Below are 25,446 nucleotides of genomic sequence, written 5' to 3' on the forward strand. Positions count from 1 at the left end.
GTATAAACTTAAAACCGATGACTATGGAAAATTGGGTATCTGTTTTCACAACAACAAGCGAACTCGAAGCAGGGATCGTGAAAGATCTACTGGACGAGGCGGGAATCCCGGCCGTGATTTTGAATCAAAAAGATTCTTCTTACCAAACCTTTGGCGACATCAGCGTGATGGTCAGCCGGGATGACCAGGAAGAAGCCAAGAAAGTTATTAAAGACTATTATGATCGTGAGTAATTTTTTAAAACGAGCAATCAGCGGCTTGCTGTTTGTCGTAGTACTAACAGGGTGTATTTTCATACACCCCATTTGTTTTTATATCCTGTTCTTTATCATCAACATTCTTGGCCTGATGGAATTCAGCCGGATGGCGAAACACATGAACATCCACGTGAACTTGTTCTTCTGCATCCTTTGCGGGAGCGTACTGTTCACCGTGGGATTCTTGCATAATTACATCAATTACAAGGACGGCTATCTCTATTTTTTCCTGTTGACCTTCATCATGTCTATCTGTGAACTCTACCGGAAAAGGGGAAACGGGTTCCAGAACATAGCCTTCTCCTACTACGCCTTGTTGTACATCAGTTTACCTTTCACGTTGCTAATATACCTACCCTACATGACCTCGGGGAAATGGATGCCGGAAATCATCTTTTTCCCGTTCTTGCTCGTGTGGGTTAACGATACCTTCGCTTACCTCTCCGGTTCATTACTCGGGAAACATAAACTTTTCCCCAGAATATCGCCCAAGAAATCATGGGAAGGAGCCATTGGCGGGGGACTGATGACCATTATTGTCGGTTTGTGCGTGTCTCCATATATCGAGGGTTACACGATCCGGGACACGGCCATTATTTCATGTATCGTGGTTGTTTTCGGGATATACGGGGATTTACTGGAATCCCTGTTTAAACGTAGCATCGAGATCAAAGATTCCGGCAACATACTACCGGGACACGGGGGCATTTTGGACAGATTCGATGCAATCATATTCACAATTCCCGCTATTTTTGTTTATATGGAATTCATGTATTAACTTTGCCCGCTGTTTTACTAACGTAACGAAATTAATATGAAGATACATAAAGCAGGTCATATATTATTGTTCAAAGCATTCGTACTCTTTGCTTTCATCAATGTACTCGTGTATGCCTTCATCCCTAATATCATTGTTTTCCGGGCGGTACTGATCGTCAGCGGAATTTTGTACCTCTTGATGGTAAACTTTTTCCGTTTCCCCAACAGGCACATTGTCGTGAAGGATAACACGATCCTCGCCCCTGCCGACGGGAAAATCGTGGTCGTGGAAGAAACCTTCGAACCCGAATACCTGAAAAAACAATGTATACAGGTTTCCATTTTCATGAACATCTTCAATGTTCATATTAACTGGTTTCCTATCAACGGAATAATCAAATTTTTCAAATATCACCAAGGAAGATACATGGCGGCCTACCTGCCCAAGTCTTCCACGGAAAACGAAAGAACAACCATTGCTATCGAGGCAACCAACGGACAAGAAATCGTGATGCGACAGATTGCCGGAGCCATGGCTAAACGTATTGTTTCATACGCTCCGGTCGGGGGTAAAGCCCGCCAGAACGAACATGCCGGATTCATCAAATTCGGTTCCCGGGTAGACTTGTACCTACCGTTAGGAACTAAAATTGACGTGAAACTCGGCCAAAAAGTAACAGGGTCTCAAACCCTTATCGGAACATTTCAAGAACCCGAATCCAAGTAATCATACCGAGGATTCGTAAATCATTATTACTATGTCTGTTCAAAAGAAAGTAAAAAGAGTAACCACCCACGTGTTATCAGAAATGAAACTCAAGGGGGAAAAGATAAGTATGTTAACGGCCTACGATTTCTCGATGGCTCAAATTATTGACAATGCCGGGATCGACGTGATTCTAGTGGGAGACTCCGCCTCTAACGTGATGGCCGGAAACGAAACGACCCTGCCGATCACGCTGGATCAAATGATCTATCACGGGGCATCCGTGGTGAGAGGTGTAGATCGTGCGCTGGTTGTCGTGGACCTACCTTTCGGTAGCTACCAAGGAAACAGTAAAGAGGCGCTTTGCTCGGCAATCCGTATCATGAAGGAAACAAGTGCCGACGCCGTGAAACTGGAAGGCGGACGAGAAGTCGTTGAATCCGTAACACGTATCCTGTCAGCCGGAATCCCAGTTATGGGACACCTCGGACTGACCCCGCAAAGTATCCATAAATTCGGTACTTACGTGGTACGCGCCCAAGAAGACGCGGAGGCTAAAAAGCTGATCGAAGATGCCCACCTTTTGGAAGAGGCCGGATGTTTTGCCATCGTGCTGGAAAAGATTCCGGCAAAACTGGCTGCCCAAGTCGCCAAAGAACTAACCATCCCGATCATCGGAATCGGTGCCGGGGGTGGCGTTGACGGACAGGTTCTCGTGATTCACGATATGCTGGGAATCAATCAGGAATTTTCTCCCCGATTCTTACGTCGTTACCACAACTTGTACGCTGAAATGACAGGAGCCGTGGGGAATTACATCAACGATGTAAAAAGCGGAAACTTCCCGAACGAGAGAGAACAATATTAAAATTTTAGATTTTATGATTTTAGATTTTAGATTAAAAATCACGAATCATAAATCGTAAATCATAAATCAAAAATACATGAAGAATCTGGAAATATTATACGAGGATAACCACATTATCGCTATCAATAAAAAGGTTTCCGATATTGTGCAGGCAGACCAGACGGGAGACGAACCTCTCAGCGAGCGTGTTAAGGCATACATCAAAGAGAAGTACAGCAAACCGGGGGATGTTTACCTCGGAATTCCTCATCGGGTCGATCGCCCGGTTAGTGGAGTCGTATTGTTCGCCAAAACCAGTAAAGCACTAGTAAGGCTGAACAAGATGTTCCAGGAACATGATCAGGAAATCACCAAAATATACTGGGCGATCGTGGGTAATCTTCCCGAAGAGGATCATGCTAAACTAATCCATTACATGGTGCGGGATGCTGAAAAGAATAAATCCTATGCTTACAATAAACCCAAAAGTGGAGCGAAAGAGGCCATCCTGGAATATAAGTTATTGGGATGCGGACAACGTTACTATTTGTTGGAAGTAAAACTTTGCACGGGACGCCATCACCAGATTCGTTGCCAGTTGGCAAAGATCGGATGCCCGATCAAAGGGGACTTAAAGTACGGTTTCCCCCGTTCCAATGAGGGAGGTGGAATCAGTCTTCACGCCCGGTCAATCACGTTCACTCATCCGGTGAAACAGGAAAAGATCACGATCGTCGCCCCTCCACCTATGAATGATACACTTTGGAAATTCTTCTACGAGAGTTTAGAATCATAAAAAAAGACTGTCCAAAAAGTCATTTTATTTCAAAAAACTCCTCCGTCACTTCGTGCCACCTCCTCTATAAACAGAGGAGGAGCTGGTGACTCTTCCCGAAGACAGGGAGTATTTTCAGCTCTCCCTCTGTTTATAGAGGGAGTACCCCGAAGGGGGGAGGGAGTTTTGAAAAATGACTTATCGGACAGTCCCGTTCATCATTTACTATCCTTCAAAGACTTATTCAACTTCATCAACAACGATTGATAGTGAATCTTCGTGTCACCTGTCGCCCCCGCAATCTTGGAATTCAAAAGCCGTTGAGCCTTCAAAGCCATATCCTGCAAGTACACTTTAGAATTATCTATCTCTCCGGTATTCACTTTCCGCACGAAACCATAGCCATAACCGAATTCATTTAACGCCATCTGTTGTGCCACGTAACCGGGGCCACGTTCTTGCTCCACTTGCCGGAACTGATCAAGATATTTGTTAATCAATCCGGTTTCATCCAACCCGTAGGCCGCAATCTCTTCCACGGAAGGCATATAAGCCGCATCCGTCAGCATCCGCAACGCTCCCCCTCCGGCATCTTTCAACGAACTGGCGGAAACATCCACGATAAATTGTTGCAGCATCTTGTCGGCATCCGTCAAAGCCCGTCCTTTCACCGTGTTTTCAAATGCACCATTATACAAGTCTGTCAGGAATTCCTGAATCGTGTATGGATTAGACGCGAGATGAGATGACAATATGATATTTCCGGTCAAACGTTCCAACTGGTCCAGTATTTTTTTTTGCAGTACCGGAGTCATGTCCACTCCCATGGCGAAATTCTTTTTCAAATCCGTCTTGCTCAACCAATCCGAAGACTTGAACTCTTTCAGTATCCACGCCAAAGAAGCCCGTTGTTTTTCCTTTGAAACCGGCTCATGACGCTGTCCCTTCGTTCCGTCTTTCACTTCCGTCAAGTAGATACCTCCCACGTTATACATCACGTTCATGATATAACGATAGTATTGATTCGCCAACTGTTTGTAAAGCTCTTCCCGGTGCGTGAAATCCGCATCGTCATTTACCCATTCTCCGAGATTAGACAAGATATATTTCAAATTCTTTATCCCGTACTCCCCGGCTTTCATCGGATCATCCCCCAAGTCCTCTTCAATAGCACTCGGATCATAACGGGAATAAATCTGTTGCCTTCCATAACGATAGCGAGGGTCTCCGGCTTTCTCGTCCACCCAACTTTCAAGAATCGCTTGTTCTTCCCATTCATCATTCACCTGTGGTAAGGGTTGATAGTTCCATTTCACCAGGAAACAATCATATACACCTAAATCCGGTGGGGTCAAACGTACGCCCTTGTCTCCGGGTTGAGCCACGTAATTAAAACGAGCGTAATCCATGATACAGGGTGTTGTCCCATACGTGTTGGTAAAAGATGCGGAACGTAACGAATCCACCGGATAAGCGGCAGAGGCCGACATATTGTGCATGAAACCGAGGCAATGTCCCACCTCATGAGCCACCACGTAAGCGATGGATTCTTTCACGATGTCATCCGGCATCTTCTTTGCCCGCACGGATGGGTCGATTTGTGCCGTCTGCACGAAACGCCAGTTATTAATCAAACGAATCACGTCGTTATAGACCAAAACAGAGGCATTAACAATTTCCCCGGTCGTCGGATCCACCCACGACGGTCCCATCGCATTTGCCGTTGAAGAAGGTAAATAACGAATACAGGAATATTTCAGGTTATCCGGATCAAATTCAGGATCATCCTTCGGAAAATCACGTACCTGCACGGCATTCTTAAACCCAATCTTCTCAAAAGCCTCATTCCACCGTAGCGTACCCTCCTTTATCGGTTGTTTCCACAATTCCGGAAAAGCATCATCAATATAAAACACGATCGGTTTCACGGGTTCCACAAGTTCCCCTCGCTGAAAAGCCGCCATATCTTTAGGCTCCATACGCCAACGGTTGGCCAGCGTGTAATCCAGAATCCCATCCCTCTCCGTGGAGACGTGTTGTTTACTCGTGATAAAAATACCTACCCGTGAATCGGAAATCCGGGGACGCATCTTCTCTTCCGGTAATAACAATAGAGAACGGGTCACCGTGGCCGTCAACGGCATATTATCCAAGAACGAGAACGACATGAATTTCAACGATACTTTATAAGATAACATGGACTTCACGCTCAAATTATCATCAAACGCCTTGACTTCCCCTAAAGCAACACCATCTTTGTTAAAGACAGAATTCAACTGGATCAATCCCATGATCGTCGTCGGAAGAAAGGCAAATTCTTTCATATCCGTCGTGAATATCGGTGTCACATCAATCACCACGGCCGTACTGTCCGGCGTGTAAGCTGCAATCTTGTACGAGTACAACACGGCATCCGCAAAGTTCTTGTCGATAGCCTTTTTCAGAGAAGGTTCTTTCGGATTCGAGGTCACGAAAGCATTTACCTCATTCAGGTAAATAGTACTGTCGATCTTCGTGAAACGCACGTGTAACGGATCATTTTGCTTGTAACCCACGTCACAAAAATCATTACTAGAAGTCGAGGTCAACGTGGATGCAAACAACATTTCCCGTCCCAGATATTTCACCGGAATCTCGAAATACAATTTCCCATCCACCTTGTGCAAGGTGATGAAATTACTCTTCACCGTCTCGCACGATTTTTTCTGAAATAATTTGTCATAAGCACTCTTCTTCTCCACCACCTTAGCCGTCACGGCATTTTTACCTTTCTTCTTCCGCCCGGCTGCCTCGGCATCCCGCGAACAAGGTAGCACGAAAAGTGCCACGAACAATACTAGCATCCATTTTTTCATACTTTTCAATTTTATATTAAGACATTAAAAGAGGTTCTAAAGTTTGTAAGGTTTATAAGGTTCATAAAGTAACAGGCGGCCTTCGGTAATCAGAACAGCCATGAACAAAACTTCCCGTAGAGAGTTCATAAACTTTATAAACCTTACAAACTTTATGAACCTTATAAACTTACTCTTCGACTTTCGTAAAGTGGAACACCAACGGGAAAAGATCCTTCATCGGGAACTCGTCCGGTTCACCCCATCCGGGATGCAGCTGGTCGTAGTATGATCTCGTCAGGAAGTCCGTCGGTTCATAATCCACGATTCGCAATTCCAACGTGGTATTTTTGTTCAATAATCTCACTCCCACGAAAACCCTACGTTCGTCAATGCTCGTTGCAGAATAATTCACGTTCGCCTTGCTCAAATACAAGGTAATCACGTCCCGAGACGGCATTCCGGTTTGTTCATATAGCCTCCAAGGACCTTCCTCCCCGAACTCGGCCTCACAATTCCGCAGATACTTCAACAGATCACCCTGTACTTGATCCACGTTTAACGTATTACTTGCTCCGGCAATAAATTGAATCACATCGGTAGACCTATTGTCTAATGGAAGATTATCACAATCATTCGGGTCAACGTACCCGGCCATACGACGAATAAAACTCTCGCTCGTGATCTCGCTGAATGCCCATTTCCCAACTAACGCTTTAAAAGTCGTGGGACCGGAAACCGTGATTGTCGTGGCCGCATTATTTCCTCGTTCAAACAATCCCCCTTCTTGCATACGGAAAATCACTTTATCTTTTCCTTCTTCATTTTTCAAGAAACGGAGCGTGACATCGGCCGTAGATTTATAGTTCCCAACCATCACTAACTCCTGTTTCCCTCCAACAATCTCATAATGTTCCCCTAATACTGCGGTTGATGCCGGATCGATCTCAAAAGGAACACGAACCTCGTCATTCCGGGTATAATACATCTTTCCATTTACCATTAATCCCATTTTGACAATCACCTCGTTTTTCAGATCATATTTAGAATCCTCAAAAGAACACGAGAAAACATCTTTCGTCTCAACAGGAATCATCGCTACCCGGTTGTTCCAAAGTTGGAAACCGTTCACCTCTTTCAATGCCAAACGAATTTCCCGTCGGGTAGTCACGTTTTCCTTCGGGGTAATCCAGATCGTGTCAATCGTTTTCCCCGGTTCAAGCGTGAAAGCATCCGTCTCGATCGTGTAATCCTCATCCAATATAGCCGACCCCGAAATATCAAAAGGAACTCTAACAGACTCTGTCACGGGAACGGAAGAAATAACCTCCACGGCAAGAGGTGCCGCCGCTTTCAAAATATAGATCGGACGCCCAAAACTTAACGTCGGAGCGTTATTATCATCATCCGAACAAGCTGTCAGGAAACAGGTCGCCAGCATCAGTACATATATAAATAATATCTTTCGCATAACTCGCTATTTTATCATGTTAATCACCATAAGCTTCATTATAGGCATCTCTTTTAGCCTGCACCATATCACTCTCCGCATTCGTCAACTTCGGTGGAGAGGGTAACCGGAATTCATTGTTAACATCCGTCACGCGAGGCGGCATATCCTTCACATTCTCGCTACATCCCATCAAGGAAAAAACAAGTACTATAATCGCGATTATATATTTTATTGTCTTCATATCTGTCTCATTTTAATTAATACACATCATAACCGGGATTTTGTTCCAATGCCGGATTCAACGCTATATCCGATTTGGGTAACGGGAAGGTGTACAAGAACTTCTGCGTCTCGTACTTCACCCCGGCATATCCCCACCAGAATTCAGGACATCCATTTCGTTTCAATTCAAACCAACGGTCGCCATTCTCCATATAGAACTCTTTTCTTCGCTCATTCAATATAGCGGCCAACAAAGGAGTTAAAGCCTTACCCGTGGCATCTGTTTGTATCAAAGCATTCTGATCTACAACCGGTAACGAGTTCTCCGTATAATCCGTGTAAGACGAAATCCGGTGCGAGCGAATGAGGTTCAGATAATAAAGGGCATCTTTCGTGTTATTCAAATGTGCATAACTCTCGGCCATGATCAGGCACATTTCCGCACTTCGGATCACGGACCGTAGTGCCTTGCGATTCAATAACTTTTTAGTAAAGAACAGATCAAACCGAATATCATTTTCCTTTTCCGTGAATAAATCAATCAACCCTTGTGACACCGGACGTCCTTGCACGTAACCGAATTCCAAATCCGTGTAACCCAAATGTTTTTTAATCCCCGAACGTAAAAGTTCATTCCCTTTCTGGTCAACTTCACTCTGCATCATGGCCACGTATTCTTCCCCTTTCACCAAAGGATACACGTCCAGCACTTCTTTGGCCGTGGCGGCGGCCAGTTCCCATTCCTGTGTCCAGAAATAGGTCCGAGCCAAGTAAAATTTCATCACGTTTACATCAAAACGATACTGTTTATCGGCCTGATTCATCTTGATTGCAGTGGTCAAATCATTGATAATAAAATCAATCGTCTCCTGCATCCTCGAACGAGCCGGTTTACCTTCCATGTCAAAGGTCACCACTAACGGAACCCCATTCATCGTGGAAACCTTCGCCTTATCGTAAGGTTCACAATAAGCCCGCATCAGATTATAGTAACAAATCCCCCGCAACGCGTAAGCAATAGCCATCGTCTTTTTCCCTAATTCAGAAGTCTGATCCTCCAGATTATCAAGGATAATATTACAATCCTTGATGACAGAATAAAGCGTTCCATAACGGGTAGTCATACTATTGATGTCCGTCCCCACGTACAAAGGCACCCGATCCGTCGTGTTCAAATCGCCATCAAGATTATCGGAATACCCTTCATAAGAAACCGTTGTCGTGTAAGCCCCTAAAATCGCAAAATCATTTCCTTCATCTATATTCCGCAAATGATTATGGATCAACGCAGAAAACTCCTCGGCTGTTTCCGGGATCACCTGTCCCTTATCCTTCACGTCCAAATATTCCGTACAGGACGTGAAAGCGAAAAACAGCGCTAAACCTATATATAAACTTACCTTTTTCATAAATCTATTTTCTATCATTTAACTTGTATACTTAGAAACCCACGTTTATACCCCAATTAATAGAACGAGTCAGTGGGTAAATTGCTCCCGAAGTTTCCGGGTCTATCCCCGAATAGTTCGTGAACGTGAAGAAATTATTAAACGTGAGAGATACCGACACAGAGGAAAGGCGCATATACCGCGTCCAGTCCTGAGGCAAATTATAGGACAAGGTAATATCCCGTATTCTTAAGAAAGAAACATTCTCCAAATAAGTTCCGTCCGTAATGTTTTGCCTGGTCACGTTATACTCGTCAAGCGAAAGACGTTGCCCCAAATAGTCAACAACACGGGGATATTTCACACCGGTATCACCTTCTTTTTTCCAACGATTGACCATGTCCTTTCTAACATTCAAGTGATTCCTGTACAGGTCACTATAAGCCGTTTGTGGCTTTTCACCCGTGATATAAGAAGTCACAACGCTATAACTGGCCGGGGAATTTATCTTGTTGATAATCTTCGCTCCCGAAGAGATATAAGCCCCCGCACTCAACCGGAAATTACGATAACGGGCCTCCAGGCTAAAACCACCTGTCACCGGAGCGATGGAAGTCCCCCGATAATAACGGTAATTATCGGCTACCTGTAAATCCGAGCCTTGATATATTTGTGCATCCGGGCGCAACTCGTAAGTGTAAACTCCATCCCGCGGGTCAATTCCCGTGTAACGTCCGGTAAACACGGCCTCCAACGGGTAACCTTCGTATGTTCCGTCTGTCATGATCCCCTCCCCGTCTCGTTTGAATTTAGTCAGTTTATTCCGATTCAATGCTATATTTCCTCCTAGAGTCAAACCGTACATTCTTCTGTCCAGTACTTTCACCCGTAAAGTTCCTTCCAAACCTTTATTCACGACAGTCGACGTGTTATAAGGCTGATTAATGAAACCAGTCGTGGAAAGCATATTCACGCTTGAAACTAAATCAGTACTTTTCCTGTAATATCCTTCAACCAACCCAGTAACCCGGTCATTAAACAAACCGAAATCAAGGGCCAATTTCATATCTCTCGTCTTCTCCCATCGCACCTTAGGATTAGGAGCCGCACTTACCGTTCCCGTACGTAAACCTTCCCAGTAATTTGTTGAATAACCAAGCACCAACTCTTTATTCACGGATTTCACGATATTTCCCGTATATCCCATGGCTGCCCGCAAACTTAAGCGGCTGATCACCGGGGAAAGCGAATACATGAAAGACTCTCTGTCAATATGCCACAACAATCCCAAAGACCACGTCGGGTTAAACTGTTCGTCACTACCAAAATTATTGGACCCATCCGTCCTAAAGGTCAAACTCATCAGATAACGCTCCATGAACCCGTAATCCAGCGAGGCATAAAACGATGCGAAACGGTTCTCCGTGGTAGCTTCCCTAGACAACAAATCAATCAACTCGGCATAACGATTCACGTCATTTACCGATGGATTAGGTGGAAGAGGAATAGATGAATTTCCCGTAACATGGTCATACCCATATCGTTTTTGAGAAGTAGCTACCGTTTTATCTCCCCGTAACTCGGCTCCTGCCAGCAATGAAAGCCGATGACTGCCAAATATATCATCGTAAGTGAAAAATCCACGGGCACTATAACTATCGGCGTTAGACTCCGACCGTTCGATATTCCCGTAAGGAATCAATTCCCGGTTATTATCATCAAAATAAAGATGATCTTCAAAAGCCGCGTAGGAATCCTGTTTTTTAATATCCACCATGCGATTATTCGTGTAGGTGTACGAGGCCAGACCATCAAATCGAATCTTATCCGTAAACTGATATTTCAGATTTACCCGTACCACTACATTCGACTGGTCGGCATCCCCCGATGTTTCCCGCATCTCCCGCAGGATATTAAAACCATTGGCCGGCACAATTGGTATATTGGCACCCACCCCGTCACTCAAAGATCCCAAAAGGAAATAAGTCATATCAGCACGATAGCTGCCATCCTCGTTATAAGGTTTTTCGTAAGGATTAGCAAAATAGGCATACTGAAAAGGATTCACGTTCATGGAGGCCCCTCTGGATTTTTGTTTAGCCAAATCAATCCCGAAATCCAAGTCTATCCGTTTCGTCGGTTTCGTGTTCACCTTGGTATTAATACTATACCGCTCGTAATCGGTCTCCTTTACCAAACCGTTATTCTGATTATATCCTAACGAAACATAGTAAGTAACATCCTCGGAACCTCCCGAAAAAGAAATATTATGCGACATGGAAAATGAATTACGGAAAATCACATCAAACCAATCCGTCGAACTCTTCTTTAATTCCGTGATACAAGCATCCTGTTCGGCGGTTGTCATCGTCTCGAAATCATCATGTGTCCAAAGCGTGTTGTTCTTTCCTAACTTACCAGCCCGTAACATCCCGACAAGCCCCACGATAGCAACATGGTCTTTTCTGTTATTTTCGATATTGTTAGCGTAAGCATCTGCCGAGAATTCATCCCATAATTCTTGCTCCCAAGCCAGTTTTTCCGATGAATTCATCAGTTTTGCATCTCGTTGAGGTTTTAACCCCATGGAAAAATTAGCGGCATAATTAACGGTCATCTTTCCCGGTTTCCCTTTCTTCGTGGTGATAACGATAACTCCCCCGGCAGCACGGGAACCGTAAATTGCGGCAGCAGAAGCATCCTTCAGGATCGTCACGTTTGCGATGTCATTCGGGTTAATTCCCGCTACCCCCCGGACAAAAATATCATTCAGCCCCCCGGAATTAATACGGTTACTGGAGATCTTCGGAACATCTTGCTGCAAAGGTACCCCGTCAACCACCCACAAAGGCTCGGCATCACCACTCAACGTGTTCGTTCCCCGAATTCTCACCTTAGCAGACTCTCCGGGACGTCCGGAAACCGCCATCACACTCACTCCGGCAACCTGTCCTTGTAATAACATATCCACCGTGGGAATGGCCTTATTCGTAAAAGCCTCTTCTCCAATCGTGGCCGTCGATCCTGTCGAACGATCTTTCGTTGTTTGTCCATATCCCGTAATGATCACCTCCTCCAACTGGTCAACTTTCTCTTTCATCACCACACGCAACGGTTTATTCACGTCCGTCACCTTCACCTCTTGCGTTTCCATCCCCACGAACGAAAATAACAGGAATATCTCCTTCTGTTCGGGAATCGTCATCTGAAAACTCCCGGAAACATCTGTCGTAACTCCCACATAAGTACCTTTTAACAGGACAGTTACTCCCGCTATCGGCACGGAATCCTTATCCATCACGATCCCCTTCAAGGTCACCTTTTTCACCTCTTGCTTGGCCGGACGATCCGGACGTATAATCACCACGTGATCCTCGATCTCGTAAGAAAATCCTGTTCCTTTCAGGCACTTGTCCAAAACCTCCCGGATAGATGCATCTTTCACATCCAGAGACTTCACCCGTACATTTTGAATGTCATCCAGATTATATACAAACGTGTAATCACTACTTTCCCGAATCTGGGAAAAGATATTGGTCAGACTAATATCATTCCCTTTCAACGTTAATTTTAACTCTTGCGAGTAAACACTTGCCGATAAAGCAGTGTTTTGCAAGAACAAGCACACGCACAGCAACTTCACGATTAACAATTTTCTCCACAACTTGAATCTCCTCAAGCTGTTGGGGTTGTCATTTTTTTTCATACTTTTGCTTTTAGGTTTCACATTTCATTTAATGATGAGCTTAGTAGGCAGGTAATGGGGCTACATTACCTGCTTGCATCATTTTAAAGTTACATTACAATTTTTCGAATTCGATTATGCTAGTAAATTTTTGACAAAAGTAACCTTTGAAATCTGTTCTCTAAATCCCCTATTATAGGGATTTTCTTTTCAAGGTTCACTCTAGCAAATCGTAGGCTTCCAACCATTTATGAATATAAATACTTTTTCCTTGAATTAGAAACTTTACTTTTTGTGTCTTTTCAATTTTAGTTAGTAAATCCTGAATATTATTATAGCGTTTCATTTCAACCGAATATCTCAACTGTTTCAATGCCTCATCATTAAAAATTATATTAACATCATACCATTGTGACAAACGCTCGGCAATCGTCTCCAAAGCCGCATTTTCGAAATAAAACACACCATCTTTCCATAACGTGAAATTCCTTGCATCCACCTCTCTCATCAAAATCTTTCCGGTCTCCGTGATCACCTCGGCCTGTCGATCCGGTACTATAAGTACTGATTCATCCTTATACGTCAAGCAAACTTCACCCTCGACAAGAGTCGTAATCGTACGTCCCCGGTAAGTCATCACGTTAAAACTTGTTCCCAACACTTTTATATCCGCCCCATTCGCCAACACGTGAAAAGGTTTCCCCTCATCCTTTGCTACTTCAAAATAAGCCTCCCCTTCAATCTCCACGCTTCGCCTATCCCCGACAAACGTAACAGGAAAGCGCAACTCGGAATCGGAATTCAACCACACCTTCGTCCCATCCGACAATTCCAGCATATACTCTCCCCCGCGAGGTACAACCAACGTGTTGTACTCCTCCACCTTCGGGGTACTCGTTTCTTCTTCTATTGCTCGGTAAACAATTTTCTTTCCCGTCGCAACTACTTTTACCCCGGGTAAATCCAATTTCATATCTTCTTTTTGTTCCAATTTCAAGAATCTTCCGTCAGCCATAATTAACTGGGCTCTTCCTGTCCCCGGAATAATTTCCACGTCGCCAGCAATCGTGACTTCCGAAGATTTCCACTCGGAAGACACGAAATACCCGCACACCAATAAAGGCATCACCATAATAGCCGCACATCGGCCTATTCTTCTCCAAATAACATACTTTCTGAAATGAACACGCTCAAATTTCCGCCACTCATTCTTTACTGTTTGTTTTTCTTTCTTCCTACGCTCGTTTTCCGTCATGATATATATCCGGATCTCATCATATTCTTTCGCATGGGCAGGGTTTTCTACACGCCATTGCTCCAACCGGGCTTGATTCTCTTTCGTAATCACCCCGGCAAACTCTTCCGCAATCAAATGAGCAATTTTAAAACGTCTTCTTAGCAAATTCATACGATTTAAATTTAGCGTTTATTAAGAAGACGATTGAGAAAAAAAAGTGGGTGAGTGTAAAAATAAATTATTTATCGACTAAAACGAATAAAATCATCAAAAGATCCTTTGACAGCAAGGTTCTTAACGTCACGTAAGCACTCTTTTTCAATGATTTAATTGTATTCACGGAAACACCTAACCGTTCTGCCACTTCCGTGTTGTTAAATCCTTTCAAGTTCAATAAAATAATCGAACGTGTCTGTGAAGGTAGCTTATCAACAGCATCGTACAATATTCGGGACACCTCCTGTTGAGTAACCTCCTTCAAAAAATCATATTCTTCGGGATCTTCCTCGTTTACCCGATTCTGGTACTGATTTTCTATCTTTTGATGCTTACAATGATCCAGATAGATACGACGGGCTACGGTGTACAAGAAAGCTTTGGCATTCTCTTCCGTCTCGAACTCTCCCCGATGCTCGAACACTCTCACGAATGCCTCCTGCGTGAAATCTCTCGACAATTCACGCTCGCCCGTGTAGCGTTGCATCAACGTGTAAACGGGAATAAAAAAAGTCTCGAAGAAAGCCTTAAACTCTTTATGCGATACGATAGCCATAATGAAAAGCATTGTTCTTTCGCAAATATAAACATTTTATAATAATATTCCACACGACCACAATTGCTTATTCCACTCCTTCACACGCAAAAAGTTTTGAAAAATATCACAAGGTTTATTTACAACAACCTTTGACCATTAATCACCAGTTCAAAACTGATATTCAAAAACTCGGCAGCCTTTCGGCTTAACATCATCCGCCCCAAAAAGATTTCGAAATAATCCATCACGGCCGAAATAGAAGTATCAATCTTCAAATCCAAAATAATAGCCGAATGATCTTCATTAAAATAAATCTTGGATTCTTCCACGGCATAATTCACCCGGTCATGAATATCAAAACTCGCAAAATCCTGATTACGCACCCGACTTCTCCGCACATCCGTTTTATCAGCCAAAATCAAGGCGGCGGCTATTGGATTCACGGCAGCAGCCGTACTCTCGTCATGATTACCGATAGCACTGATGACCATTGCAATCTCCGCCGGGTCCATCCCCATCCGGTCCAGCAATCGGAATGCCATTACCGCACCACTCTGTGCATGGTCAATCCGGTTCACGATATTGCCAATATCGTGCATATACCCGGCAATCTTGGCCAGTTCGGCCGTTCGCTTCGGGTAATTCAAAGTTAATAAAATCATCTCCGCCATCGTCGCCGCTTTCACCACGTGGGGGAATGAATGTTCTGTATATCCTAAAGCGGACAAGGCCTTGTCGGCCTCCGTGATATAACACTTTATACTCTCGTCATTCCGTATATCCTCGTACGTAACTAACATAAAAAACTATCTATTATTTTAACAATACCTTTTCCCACTCTTCCGGCTTGAATCCCACCAACACGAAATCCTCCCCGATAACCAAGGGACGTTTCACCAACTTCCCGTCAGACGCCAATAACTCCAATTGTTCCTCCTCGCTCATCCCGTCCAACTTCTCTCTCAACTGCATGGATTTATATAACAACCCGCTCGTGTTAAAGAACTTCCGCAACGGTAAACCACTTCTCTCGAACCATATTTTCAATTCCTCCCGTGTCGGGCGTTCTTCCACGATATGCCGATCCGTGTAATCCACCTTTTGCTCGTCTAACCACTTTTTCGCCTTCCGGCAAGTACCACACGCCGGGTACTCCAAAAATAAATATCCTTTCATCATTTTAATCTTAACATTCTCAAACATAAATCGACCTCGTCCGGGTAACCCGTATGTTTTCCCTCTACATCCGACAACTTCACGGCAGGCAAAAACACCTCGCTCCCTTTCGGACGACATTCAAATAACTTGATTACCATATTTAATGGTGTGACCCCCACATCATTCGTGAGATACGTTCCGATTCCATACACGTCATGTAGACGTCCGTTCACGAAAGCCTTGATCTTTTTCACTCCCTCCAGATCCAACGCATCACTGTACACGATCGTCTTACTTTTCGGGTCCACCCGATGTTTCCGGTAATGCTCCAATGCTTTCTCCGTGAATTCAAAAGGATCACCACTATCCCAACGTAAACCATCAAACAACTTGGCATACTTCGTGTCAAAACTATTAAAGAAATTATCGGAAGTATACGTGTCTGTCAAGGCTATACCCAAATAACCGTCATAAACATCCACCCAATTTTCCAACGCCAAGGCATTCGCCGACCGATAACCGAAATGCGCCCCGTGATACATGAACCATTCGTGGGGATGAGTACCCATCGGAATTAAGTCATATTTCATGGCAAAATAAACATTACTTGTCCCGTTCAACAAGCCCTTCATATTCTCTTTCAATATGCCGATCACCCGATCCTGCACGTCAAAGGAGTATCTTCTCCGGGTTCCGAATTCGGAAATTTCCGCTTTTATATCCGCAAAGGCTCTTGCTTTCTCCGTTGCATTTCGTTCCAAATCACGGGCAACCTGTCCCGTCATCCGGAAATATAATTCGGAGATCATCGCCATTAAAGGAACTTCCCACAACACGGTCCGGTACCACAAGCCTCGAATTTCCACGTCTAGCTTTCCACCCTCCTGACTCACCTTCACCTCGGCAGGATTAAAACGAAAACCTTTCAAAAGGTCGAAAAACACCGAATCAAAATAATAACATTTTGCTCGCATAAACTTCTCGTTTTCCTTTGAAAGTACCACTCCCGCCATAGCCTCCACCTCTTTTTTCAAAGCATCAGCAAAACCGGGAGGGAAACTCGTATTTCCCCTGTTCACGAAACGATAAACCACTTCCGAATCCGGAAACTTCTTTTGTATGGCATTCATTGCCGTGAACTTATACAAATCATTATCCAAAAAATCATGGATGATCATATTACCCCCTTTTTATGAAAACAATAAAGATTCCGACGTCTCAAAACGAGCCCCCATCCGGGCGGCCTTCTCGTAAATTGGAATAGCTAAATCCTCGCATCCCGAAATATTGCCCATACAATCTTCCAGTATCACCAGTCGCTGAACTACCTCCGGATAATCAAACAACTGCCTCAACGTGTTTGCCACACAGTGACTTTTTGCCTCTCCGGCCAACCAGATCACGTCATACGACTCTAGCTCGTCCTTCAGTTTCATATTAAACTTTGTATCAGCAGCATAATCCAAAGGAATATTTGCCCGAAAAGCACCGAAAAACTCGGTTGAAGGATTCAAGCCCTTCTCCACCACCTCGTAATACTTTCCTTCTCTGGCCCAGCACGTCACGGCCTCCATCAACACGGGGGTTATGGCTGCCCCTTCACTCCCGTACAGACAATGTTCCGGCCAAATCATATGCTTATATTCCTCGTTTTCAATCAATCGACGTAAATAATCAATTACCTCTTCTCTATCCCCGAAAGGAATCCACTCTCCCGACAATACCTCCCACCATGAAATAGTTGTAAAAGGAGCCGGATGCTCTCCCCGCTTGTTCTTCCAATAGAACGGATGAGCGATGTCCATCACGTGATGTTCATCTGCCGTGAGAATAATCTTATCAATAACAGTCATTTTCTCCTTGATCAACCGACTTAACCTCTCCACGTCTTTCTCTGCCCCCGGCACGTAAAGCGAACCCGAAGGCAAACAAAAATCATTTTGCATATCCACTACCAACAATACTGTCTTCATCTTCTTACAACATTCCTAAATCATGAAACATCACCCGATATTCTGCCGCTTTATCCTCTAAAGGCTTCGGGTAAGCCCGTGAAGACGAAGGCATCCGGTACAACCGTAAAGCCCTCCCTTTATATTCAAAATCACTGAAACCTCCCACTTTAGGAGCCTCAGCCCCGACCAAGGCCAGCAAAGTATCTGTTGCTTTCTGTCCCGTGGTTACAATCGCCTTACATTCGGGAATTCGTTTCAGCACGGCATCCAAATCCACGGGAGTAACAATCTCCAAAAACTGATCGGACGCATTTCCCCGTTGACGAATCACCTCCATCGCCGTGTCAAACAAGGCAACCCCGGTTTCTTCCAAAAAAGCGACTAACCGTTCCCGGCTAAAGGCTTTCTTCCCCTTTTCTAAAAAATAATCTTTATTCCCGAAAAACAACACCCCATATATCCTCCACATATCATTTTGCAGATTCGGGTAATAAAACTCCATAGACCACCTCGCTCTTGGCGGTGGAAAACTTCCCAGCATCAACAACTTGGCATTTGCCGGCAAGAACGGCTCTAACGGATGCTTTTCTACTTCTATATGTTGATTCTTTATCTCCATTACCAACTTCTACGTTTTCTACAACATTTTTGTTAAAAAATGCCTTTCCTCTTTTATATTTTCTACAAAGGTAAAAGAGATTATGAATTTCACAATTTATATACCTAAACAAATAAGTTCCGATTCAAATTATTTATACCACAACTTAAACCGTACCAAAACAGTCCCCTGTAACTTGATCTTCTCAAAATTCACTCCGGCATCGGCACTTCCCCGACCGGCATCAAGAGCCACGTTCGACATATATTGGGCAGCCATCCCTCCCCAATGCTCTTCCCTGATATAAATAGCTTCTTTTATACTCTGACCGATCGCCGCAGCTAAGCCCGTCGCTTTTTCCTTTGCCACCTTTATCGCATCCTCCTTAACCTCCCGACGCAATTTCTCAATCTGTGAATGATCCACCCGTTCCACTTCGGCCTCCACGCCACCCATCTGTTCCAATCCCGCAAAAACACGCTCTAGCGTATTAACATCATGCAACAACAAAACGTACTCTTTTCTCAACTTCATAGCCCCGCTTTTCAATTTATAGCGATTACCAGCCATATTCCTCACGGCTAAATCCTTCTTCACATCAATCCCTACTTTTTGCAACGTTTGGAACAACTTTTTCTCCTGTTGCTCCAACTCCGTCTTCCCTCTCTGATCCTTTTCCCTCAATATGATTTTCACGTAAATTTCATCCGGAACCACTTCCATCATGGCCGTCCCTGTTACCTCGATATAAGGCTGATCCAAAAAATCGTTTTCTTTACTTTGAGCCATCCCCAAAGCCAATGTTCCTAAATATAACACGAGCAACAAAACCGTCTTTTTCATCATGCGGTAATTTTAAATGATTATTTCTTTTTCCTTTTCTTCTCCACAGACCACCCGAATTTACCAATTTTTTCTCCCAACTCAAAATATCCACCATGCAGATATACCAAAGGATCAGCATTCGCCAACTCAAACTTCCCGCTATCCTTATCCAGATAACGATCGTCCGCCTGCACGTTCACCACGTCAGCAATGAACACGTGATGTGACCCCAAAGGAATGATCTCCTTCACCCGGCACTCGATCGACACCGGCGACTCCTCAATAATCGGGGCCTTCACCACCTCTGCCTTTCCCGGAGTCAACTTCATCTCTTCAAATTTATTATAATCCTTCCCGGAACGTACCCCACACCAATCCGTGGCATACGCCATATCCCTCGTGGTCAAGTTTATCACGAACTCCCCGTTCTTCTGAATAATCGGGTACGAATATCGTTCCGGCCGCACCGAAATATAACACATCGGTGGATTCGTACACAACGTTCCCACCCATGCCACCGTCAGCACATTATATTCACTCGGTTCACACCCGCAACTCACCAACACGGCAGGTAAAGGATAAATCATATTTCCCGGTTTCCAGTTATGTTTCATGTCAATCTATTTTATGCAGGCAAAGATAAAGGAAAAGATCAGCTAAAAAAAGACCGGGTTCTCACAAACCCGGCCCGTTCACTACTCACTCATACACAAAACAAGTAGCATGGATGAACCTTATTTCTTTATATATACCAAAGCGACACAACCGCTTCCCATCCAAGGATCAAGCACTTTATTCGTTTTCGGGTCAAACGGCAAAATTCCATCACCGTCCTCTCCAAACATTCCGTAAATCAAACCTGTTGTAGGATCGTACACCTGATCGGTGAAATAATCATCTATGGTTGCAACAACCGGATTATTATAATCAATACCTGTCCACTCATATTCTTCTTCAAATTCATGTACCGTGGCTTGAGCGGTAACATCTTCACCTTCATTATTCCTAAACACATAATAGTTCCCATCCGTCTTAACAAAGTAGTAAGATTTCTTCACCTCCCTCGCTGGTCCAGTAATATTATAATAATCATCACCCAACTCACCAGTCATAGGCATATGATACACTTCATTTCCCATATCAAGGCGTAAACTAACAAATATATTTTCTTCTCCATACAAAAATGTGCCACTAGTTGAATAAATTCGTATATACTCTATTCCTAATTGATCGGAGTAAGTATTCACTAGTTCTACATTTCCGTCACGTCCAACAGAATACAAGTTAATATCATAACTTTCCGTGTCATAAGTCAAAGCGTATAACTTTTCCCCATCCGTGGCAATAGAGAAACAACGTCCCGCATCTGCCCAAGCAATCTTTCCACCTTTACCCGCTTTTATATCATAATAACGCAATTCATAGGTACTCTTATCATCCACGAACGTTATAGCTTTGTAGTACACCACGCCATGATTATCCGTAACGATACCATCAAAGTCACTATCCAAAGTAAACACAGCCTTCCCTCTCCTTTGTGCAGTAACATCAATCGGACATACAGAAGTCGTTGTCTCGTCGGCAAACACACCATACAAAGTTGCCTCGACGTCGGGAACTTCAGCAAAAGTTATATCTCCCAACTCGTATGATTTCCCACCTTGCAACAAAATAACTTTACATTTACCGTCCACATCCGCCGATACCTTAAAAGTTATCCCGGCATCAGTAACTTCCACGATCGTGGCATCAATAGCCTCGGCAGCTCCTTCCGGTTTCACCTGTATCTTACAATCCTGGGCGAACCCCTTACCCGCAATAGTCACATTATCCCCGGCAACAGGATTTACCGTCGGCAGTTGTAAATCCGTAATCGGCATCTCGGGCTCCTCCGGATTATCCTTATCATCGGAACAAGCAATAAAACTCGCCAACAAACAAAATAATAACATTAATCTTTTCATAGTCTTTCATTTTTTTCACCTTGTACCCCAAAAGGTTCTGTTAGTGTTAATATTGACAAAGAGGTAGGGTCTGAATAAACCTCTTTCTATAATTATTCTTCTAACTTCCTGACATACTCCTGCACTGCCGCCGACAAACCAGGATTATTAAATTGCAGGGAAATCACGTAAGCTTGGTCATAGCATTTCTTCGCATCCTCCTTGCTCCCCGAAGCCTTATAACAATCGCCTAACATTAACAAACAACGCATCTGCGTTTCCGGCTGCAACTTGCTTTTCAGAGCTTCGTTCAACCAACTGATTCCCTGACGAGCCACTTCCGGCGTGATCTTTTCCCCTAGCACCTCGTACAGCGACTCCAACGCCCCGATATAATCTTGGGAACGAATACCCTCACCCAAACCCGCGAAATATTTCTCCATGTACAAACAGTACTTTTCGACATCTTTCTTGTTGTACAAATAATACTCCGCATCCAACAGCAACTTTAAACCGGAATACACGTCCATCTCTCCAAAATTCATTACAGAATCGTACACCACCTTCAAATCCCCCCGCACACGTTCCAACTCCATCTCGTAACTTGTATCTCCTTTTTTCGCCAACTCCTCCATCCGTGAATAACTCAACATAAACAGAAAATTGGAAACCTCGTTTCGATCAATTACCCGTGTATAATCATCAAAATGTGACAACACAAATTCAAACACCTCATCTTTCTTCTCCATCCCCGTATGATACATAGAGAAAATCTTCAAATCATTCGCCGTGATACAATCTTCCAACCGCATTTGTTTCCGGTAATCGGCATACAACCTCTCGATCCGATACTCCCATTTGTCATGATCTTGACCGGACAAGCGAGCGATATATTCCGGGCCCTCCAACAAGATCTCCTGCATCAGCAATTGATTCTTTTTATCCTTCTTTAATTTCTCGTAAAGCTGGTCCACGGGCAACACTTCTTTCAACGCCAACTTGGCAAAACGAAGAAAACCATTCTTGTCAGTAGCCCCCAATTGCCGCCCTAACACGTTGCCTTCCGTATCCAAAATCAACATATTCGGATATGCAGCAACTCCGTATCGTTTCACCTCTGGCAAGAAAGCCTTATCCTCGGCATTAATCTGGTAATTAACAAAATACTTGTTAAAATATTCCCCAACCTCAGCATCCGGGAATATATTCTTGGACATCAGTTGACAAGGTCCGCACCAAGTGGTGTAAAAATCGACAAACACTTTCTTGTGCTCGGCCTTCGCCTGTTTCAAAGCATCCTGAAAAGAGCCTTTGAAAAAACGAATCCCCTCACCTCTTGTCCCGATAGTAAAAACGCATATAATCATTAATAACACAATCTTTCTCATAGCCATTTATTTTACTATTCCACGATAAAAGTGAACACGTCCGGGATTACCTCGGAATATCCTTCGTTCGATACCCTCACCGAAACCAAGTAATGCCCCACGGGCACACTTACTTTTAAAGGAAATTCCATCCTTCCGCCTCCCCGGATTTTCAGAAAACTCTTAAACATGGCAGCGTCACCGTCCACGGACGTCACGTCCACGATCTCGAACAGAAGGGGAGCCGTACCATCAACCCCTTGACATTTCGGGGACACCCATGGAGCATTGTTCATCTTCCGGTAAGCATCTTTCAGCGGGTCCAATTCCTTGCGAATAATCATCGTGTCAGGAACGTACTGTGCATTACCCATCTCCAAGTACCCCGGCGTGGGGTTGTGACATCCCCACCAAACCAATATCAACCCGATCAAAACAAAATACTTTTTCATCTCTCCCATACTATTAATAATTAACTATTGCCCAATATTTATCCCTGTACATCTCTCCCAAATTATAACTGTACGGTAACGAATGTACCATCCCGTTCGTCGGCCTCACACCAATTGTTGCCGTACCAATTTCCTTGATCTTCTGCCCATCGTTATCAACCGATGCCATATTCACGATAACCGGTCCCATCTCGGGAATATGCATGTAGGGTTCCTGTATCGTCCACAACCACACCCGATTACCCCAACGAGTGGTAAAAACATCACCCCCGCCATCTATCTTTCCTTCCTCATTATAAGTAACTCTCGCAATATCATCACGGGAAACAATCCCTTCTATCACGTGACTCAACACGATTTTCCGGCATATCTCGACCGGTACCCGTTGTATACTTTTGTAACCATGAACCACGTATTCTTTATCCGTGTTTCCCACTCCACCAACCTTATCCCAGACAAACCATTTGCGAATAGTGATATTCGTGGGGCCCAGAAAAGTGAAATCCTCCTTTTCGAACATCTCCCGTAACCCCGCACGATCAATAATCTTCACGATAGAATCCCAATCATAATGATTACTTTGTAAATATTCATACATATTACCCCGGAACTCCTCCTCGCAAACACCCGTATCGATATAGTCGTATTTTGTACCGCAAGCCATAAACACACCTGCCACGACCAGTATAAACAATATCTTTCTCATAACTTATTTCATTTTTGACGCCCAAAACGCATTCTGGATCATTAAATCATTTTGTGAAAAGGCAGTCTGGGGCACAGGCATATAAAGCGCCCCGTCTTTCACGTCATCCACTGACAACTCGCTAAAATTACCCTGCAATTCCGTTTTCCAATACCCATTACGAACCACGTCATAATAACGGTGTCCCTCGTACAATAACTCCTTCTCCCGCTCCCTGAAAATATCATATTTCAAATCCCCGCTATCATTCTTTGCGGGCCACATCTCGGCTCCCGCCCTCTGGCGAATCACGTTCAAATCAGCCTCCGCTCCCGTCCGGTCATCCATCTTCACCCGGCACTCCGCACGCAACAAGTACATATCCGCCAACCGGAAAATAACCCGATTCACATCCATCCCACTAAGCCAAACTTCCCCTGCAACCGATGAACCATAACGAGCATACCGCCATTTATAGAGATAAGCTAATCCCGCCTCTTGCCATTCCGGATCATCCAACTTATAGAAATAAGCCTCTCGACGGGCATCCCCTACCGGGAACAAGGAATTCACCCCCGCTATCGTTATTCCCAAATCCTTACTTTTAATCTTCATCTTTTCCTCCGTCTTCACTACTGGAGCTCCAATCATGGAATAAGCGGGTAAAAAAGTAAAATAAGAACTGATATCCTGATAATTGATTTCCAACTCGAAAATACTTTCCGCACTTTTCCTGTGCATCACCTCGGAACAAACCTCTTCCGGGTTTGCCGCAAGAGTATAAACACCCACCTCATCACGATACTTTTCCTCTATCAACTTGCTCGCCCACTTCTCCGATTCTTTCAAATCTTCCTGACCACCAACCACGTGGGCTTTCCACGCGTACAAGTGAGCCAACAGGGCGGCAGCACTTCCCTTGCACCCGTATTGCTTTGAAGTCAACGCTTTGTTATTCGAATTTTTCAGATTACCGTACTTGGGTAACATATCGTACGCCTGCAATGCAGCATGAATAGCCGTGTCCAAAACGACAGAGGCCGGACTTTTAGCGTATTTATCAATGTAATTGCTCCCCTTCGTGATAACGGCATCTCCCCACATCCGTACGAGATAAAAATAACACATGGCCTTCACGAATTCTCCCTGACCACAATAAAAACGAACTCGTTCGGGAGCCACATCCTTGGCTTTCTTGTAATTATCAAAAAATAAATCCACGATAGCAAGCGTATTATAATAAGCTCTCCATTGCTGTTGAGTGGAATGATTCAAAAAATAATCGGTATTCAATCCGCGTATTTTATTCATTTCAGACCCTTGTTTCACGACATCAACCCGGAGTCCAATAAGCTCTTGTTTGGTAACCATGGCCAAGGCCGTCCTCAAATTCCCGTGCATTTGTGTCACCAACGCTTCCAAATCCTGTTCCGTCGCAAAATAATGTTCAAACGTCACCCCGTTCTTCGGTTCCAGATCGAGAAGTGATTCACAAGACGTGCATAACAGCAAGACCAGTACACTATATAAAAATCTTTTCATAATC

24 protein-coding genes are annotated in these 25,446 nt (G+C 44.1%); 5 read left to right on the forward strand and 19 right to left on the reverse strand.

Annotated elements, in window-relative coordinates:
- The first annotated feature begins 23 nt into the window (after window positions 1-23).
- The 5 genes from I2I33_RS04085 to I2I33_RS04105 all read left to right on the forward strand — a co-directional run bounded on the left by I2I33_RS04085 (window position 24) and on the right by I2I33_RS04105 (window position 3,365).
- The gene (locus I2I33_RS04085) at window positions 24-233 is read left to right on the forward strand and encodes a DUF2007 domain-containing protein (protein WP_087419869.1); all 210 of its coding nucleotides are present in this window, start codon (window positions 24-26) and stop codon (window positions 231-233) included.
- Window positions 220-1,035 (forward strand): phosphatidate cytidylyltransferase, encoded by an 816-nt coding sequence (locus I2I33_RS04090; protein ID WP_087419868.1) that lies wholly within the window; start codon window positions 220-222, stop codon window positions 1,033-1,035. The genes I2I33_RS04085 and I2I33_RS04090 overlap by 14 nt, the downstream gene beginning before the upstream one ends.
- Before the next feature lie 36 nt (window positions 1,036-1,071).
- Window positions 1,072-1,743, forward strand: coding sequence for a phosphatidylserine decarboxylase family protein (locus I2I33_RS04095; protein WP_087419867.1), 672 nt, complete (start codon window positions 1,072-1,074; stop codon window positions 1,741-1,743).
- A gap of 31 nt (window positions 1,744-1,774) precedes the next feature.
- Window positions 1,775-2,590: a 3-methyl-2-oxobutanoate hydroxymethyltransferase gene (panB, locus tag I2I33_RS04100; protein WP_087419866.1), complete on the forward strand. Its 816-nt coding sequence runs from the start codon at window positions 1,775-1,777 to the stop codon at window positions 2,588-2,590.
- Window positions 2,591-2,675: 85 nt separating this feature from the next.
- On the forward strand, window positions 2,676-3,365 hold the full coding sequence (locus tag I2I33_RS04105) for an RluA family pseudouridine synthase (RefSeq protein WP_087420605.1): 690 nt from the start codon (window positions 2,676-2,678) through the stop codon (window positions 3,363-3,365).
- A 197-nt stretch (window positions 3,366-3,562) separates the two neighbouring features.
- Here I2I33_RS04105 and I2I33_RS04110 read toward each other — a convergent pair whose 3' ends face one another.
- From I2I33_RS04110 to I2I33_RS04200, 19 genes are all read right to left on the reverse strand, one after another.
- Window positions 3,563-6,199, reverse strand: a complete 2,637-nt coding sequence (locus I2I33_RS04110) for a zinc-dependent metalloprotease (RefSeq protein WP_195666736.1) — start codon at window positions 6,197-6,199, stop codon at window positions 3,563-3,565.
- 169 nt (window positions 6,200-6,368) lie between these two features.
- Window positions 6,369-7,649, reverse strand: coding sequence for a hypothetical protein (locus tag I2I33_RS04115; RefSeq protein ID WP_087419864.1), 1,281 nt, complete (start codon window positions 7,647-7,649; stop codon window positions 6,369-6,371).
- Window positions 7,650-7,668: 19 nt separating this feature from the next.
- Window positions 7,669-7,872: a hypothetical protein gene (locus I2I33_RS04120; RefSeq protein ID WP_087419863.1), complete on the reverse strand. Its 204-nt coding sequence runs from the start codon at window positions 7,870-7,872 to the stop codon at window positions 7,669-7,671.
- 16 nt (window positions 7,873-7,888) lie between these two features.
- Complete coding sequence (locus I2I33_RS04125) at window positions 7,889-9,262, reverse strand: RagB/SusD family nutrient uptake outer membrane protein (protein ID WP_087419862.1); 1,374 nt, start codon at window positions 9,260-9,262, stop codon at window positions 7,889-7,891.
- A 31-nt stretch (window positions 9,263-9,293) separates the two neighbouring features.
- Window positions 9,294-12,947, reverse strand: coding sequence for a SusC/RagA family TonB-linked outer membrane protein (locus I2I33_RS04130; protein WP_087419861.1), 3,654 nt, complete (start codon window positions 12,945-12,947; stop codon window positions 9,294-9,296).
- 196 nt (window positions 12,948-13,143) lie between these two features.
- Window positions 13,144-14,334: a FecR family protein gene (locus I2I33_RS04135; RefSeq protein ID WP_087419860.1), complete on the reverse strand. Its 1,191-nt coding sequence runs from the start codon at window positions 14,332-14,334 to the stop codon at window positions 13,144-13,146.
- A gap of 67 nt (window positions 14,335-14,401) precedes the next feature.
- Window positions 14,402-14,935 (reverse strand): RNA polymerase sigma factor, encoded by a 534-nt coding sequence (locus tag I2I33_RS04140; RefSeq protein WP_087420604.1) that lies wholly within the window; start codon window positions 14,933-14,935, stop codon window positions 14,402-14,404.
- A gap of 119 nt (window positions 14,936-15,054) precedes the next feature.
- Window positions 15,055-15,717, reverse strand: coding sequence for an HD domain-containing protein (locus tag I2I33_RS04145; protein WP_087419859.1), 663 nt, complete (start codon window positions 15,715-15,717; stop codon window positions 15,055-15,057).
- Between the two features lie 13 nt (window positions 15,718-15,730).
- Window positions 15,731-16,093 carry an arsenate reductase family protein gene (locus I2I33_RS04150; RefSeq protein ID WP_162613711.1) on the reverse strand — a complete coding sequence of 121 codons (363 nt, stop codon included), beginning with the start codon at window positions 16,091-16,093 and terminating at the stop codon, window positions 15,731-15,733.
- On the reverse strand, window positions 16,093-17,253 hold the full coding sequence (pncB, locus tag I2I33_RS04155; protein WP_087419857.1) for a nicotinate phosphoribosyltransferase: 1,161 nt from the start codon (window positions 17,251-17,253) through the stop codon (window positions 16,093-16,095). The genes I2I33_RS04150 and pncB overlap by 1 nt, the downstream gene beginning before the upstream one ends.
- Before the next feature lie 12 nt (window positions 17,254-17,265).
- Window positions 17,266-18,048 carry an isochorismatase family protein gene (locus I2I33_RS04160; RefSeq protein WP_087419856.1) on the reverse strand — a complete coding sequence of 261 codons (783 nt, stop codon included), beginning with the start codon at window positions 18,046-18,048 and terminating at the stop codon, window positions 17,266-17,268.
- A gap of 4 nt (window positions 18,049-18,052) precedes the next feature.
- Complete coding sequence (locus I2I33_RS04165) at window positions 18,053-18,649, reverse strand: uracil-DNA glycosylase family protein (RefSeq protein WP_087419855.1); 597 nt, start codon at window positions 18,647-18,649, stop codon at window positions 18,053-18,055.
- 129 nt (window positions 18,650-18,778) lie between these two features.
- Complete coding sequence (locus I2I33_RS04170) at window positions 18,779-19,471, reverse strand: SIMPL domain-containing protein (RefSeq protein ID WP_162613710.1); 693 nt, start codon at window positions 19,469-19,471, stop codon at window positions 18,779-18,781.
- 20 nt (window positions 19,472-19,491) lie between these two features.
- A complete protein-coding gene (locus I2I33_RS04175) occupies window positions 19,492-20,067 on the reverse strand; it encodes a flavin reductase family protein (RefSeq protein WP_087419853.1) in 576 nt (191 codons plus the stop codon).
- 120 nt (window positions 20,068-20,187) lie between these two features.
- Window positions 20,188-21,417 carry an IPT/TIG domain-containing protein gene (locus I2I33_RS04180; RefSeq protein ID WP_087419852.1) on the reverse strand — a complete coding sequence of 410 codons (1,230 nt, stop codon included), beginning with the start codon at window positions 21,415-21,417 and terminating at the stop codon, window positions 20,188-20,190.
- Between the two features lie 92 nt (window positions 21,418-21,509).
- Window positions 21,510-22,784: a thioredoxin family protein gene (locus I2I33_RS04185; RefSeq protein WP_162613709.1), complete on the reverse strand. Its 1,275-nt coding sequence runs from the start codon at window positions 22,782-22,784 to the stop codon at window positions 21,510-21,512.
- 14 nt (window positions 22,785-22,798) lie between these two features.
- Entirely contained in the window at window positions 22,799-23,224 is a 426-nt protein-coding gene (locus I2I33_RS04190; RefSeq protein WP_229128182.1) for a hypothetical protein, read from the reverse strand.
- Between the two features lie 4 nt (window positions 23,225-23,228).
- Window positions 23,229-23,921, reverse strand: coding sequence for a hypothetical protein (locus I2I33_RS04195; protein WP_087419850.1), 693 nt, complete (start codon window positions 23,919-23,921; stop codon window positions 23,229-23,231).
- 3 nt (window positions 23,922-23,924) lie between these two features.
- Window positions 23,925-25,442 carry a RagB/SusD family nutrient uptake outer membrane protein gene (locus tag I2I33_RS04200; protein ID WP_087419849.1) on the reverse strand — a complete coding sequence of 506 codons (1,518 nt, stop codon included), beginning with the start codon at window positions 25,440-25,442 and terminating at the stop codon, window positions 23,925-23,927.
- Between the last annotated feature and the right edge of the window lie 4 nt (window positions 25,443-25,446).

Origin of the sequence: Butyricimonas sp. BSD2780061689_150309_C8, assembly GCF_015560935.1 — a bacterium.
In the GTDB taxonomy this organism is placed as follows: Bacteria; Bacteroidota; Bacteroidia; order Bacteroidales; family Marinifilaceae; genus Butyricimonas; species Butyricimonas paravirosa.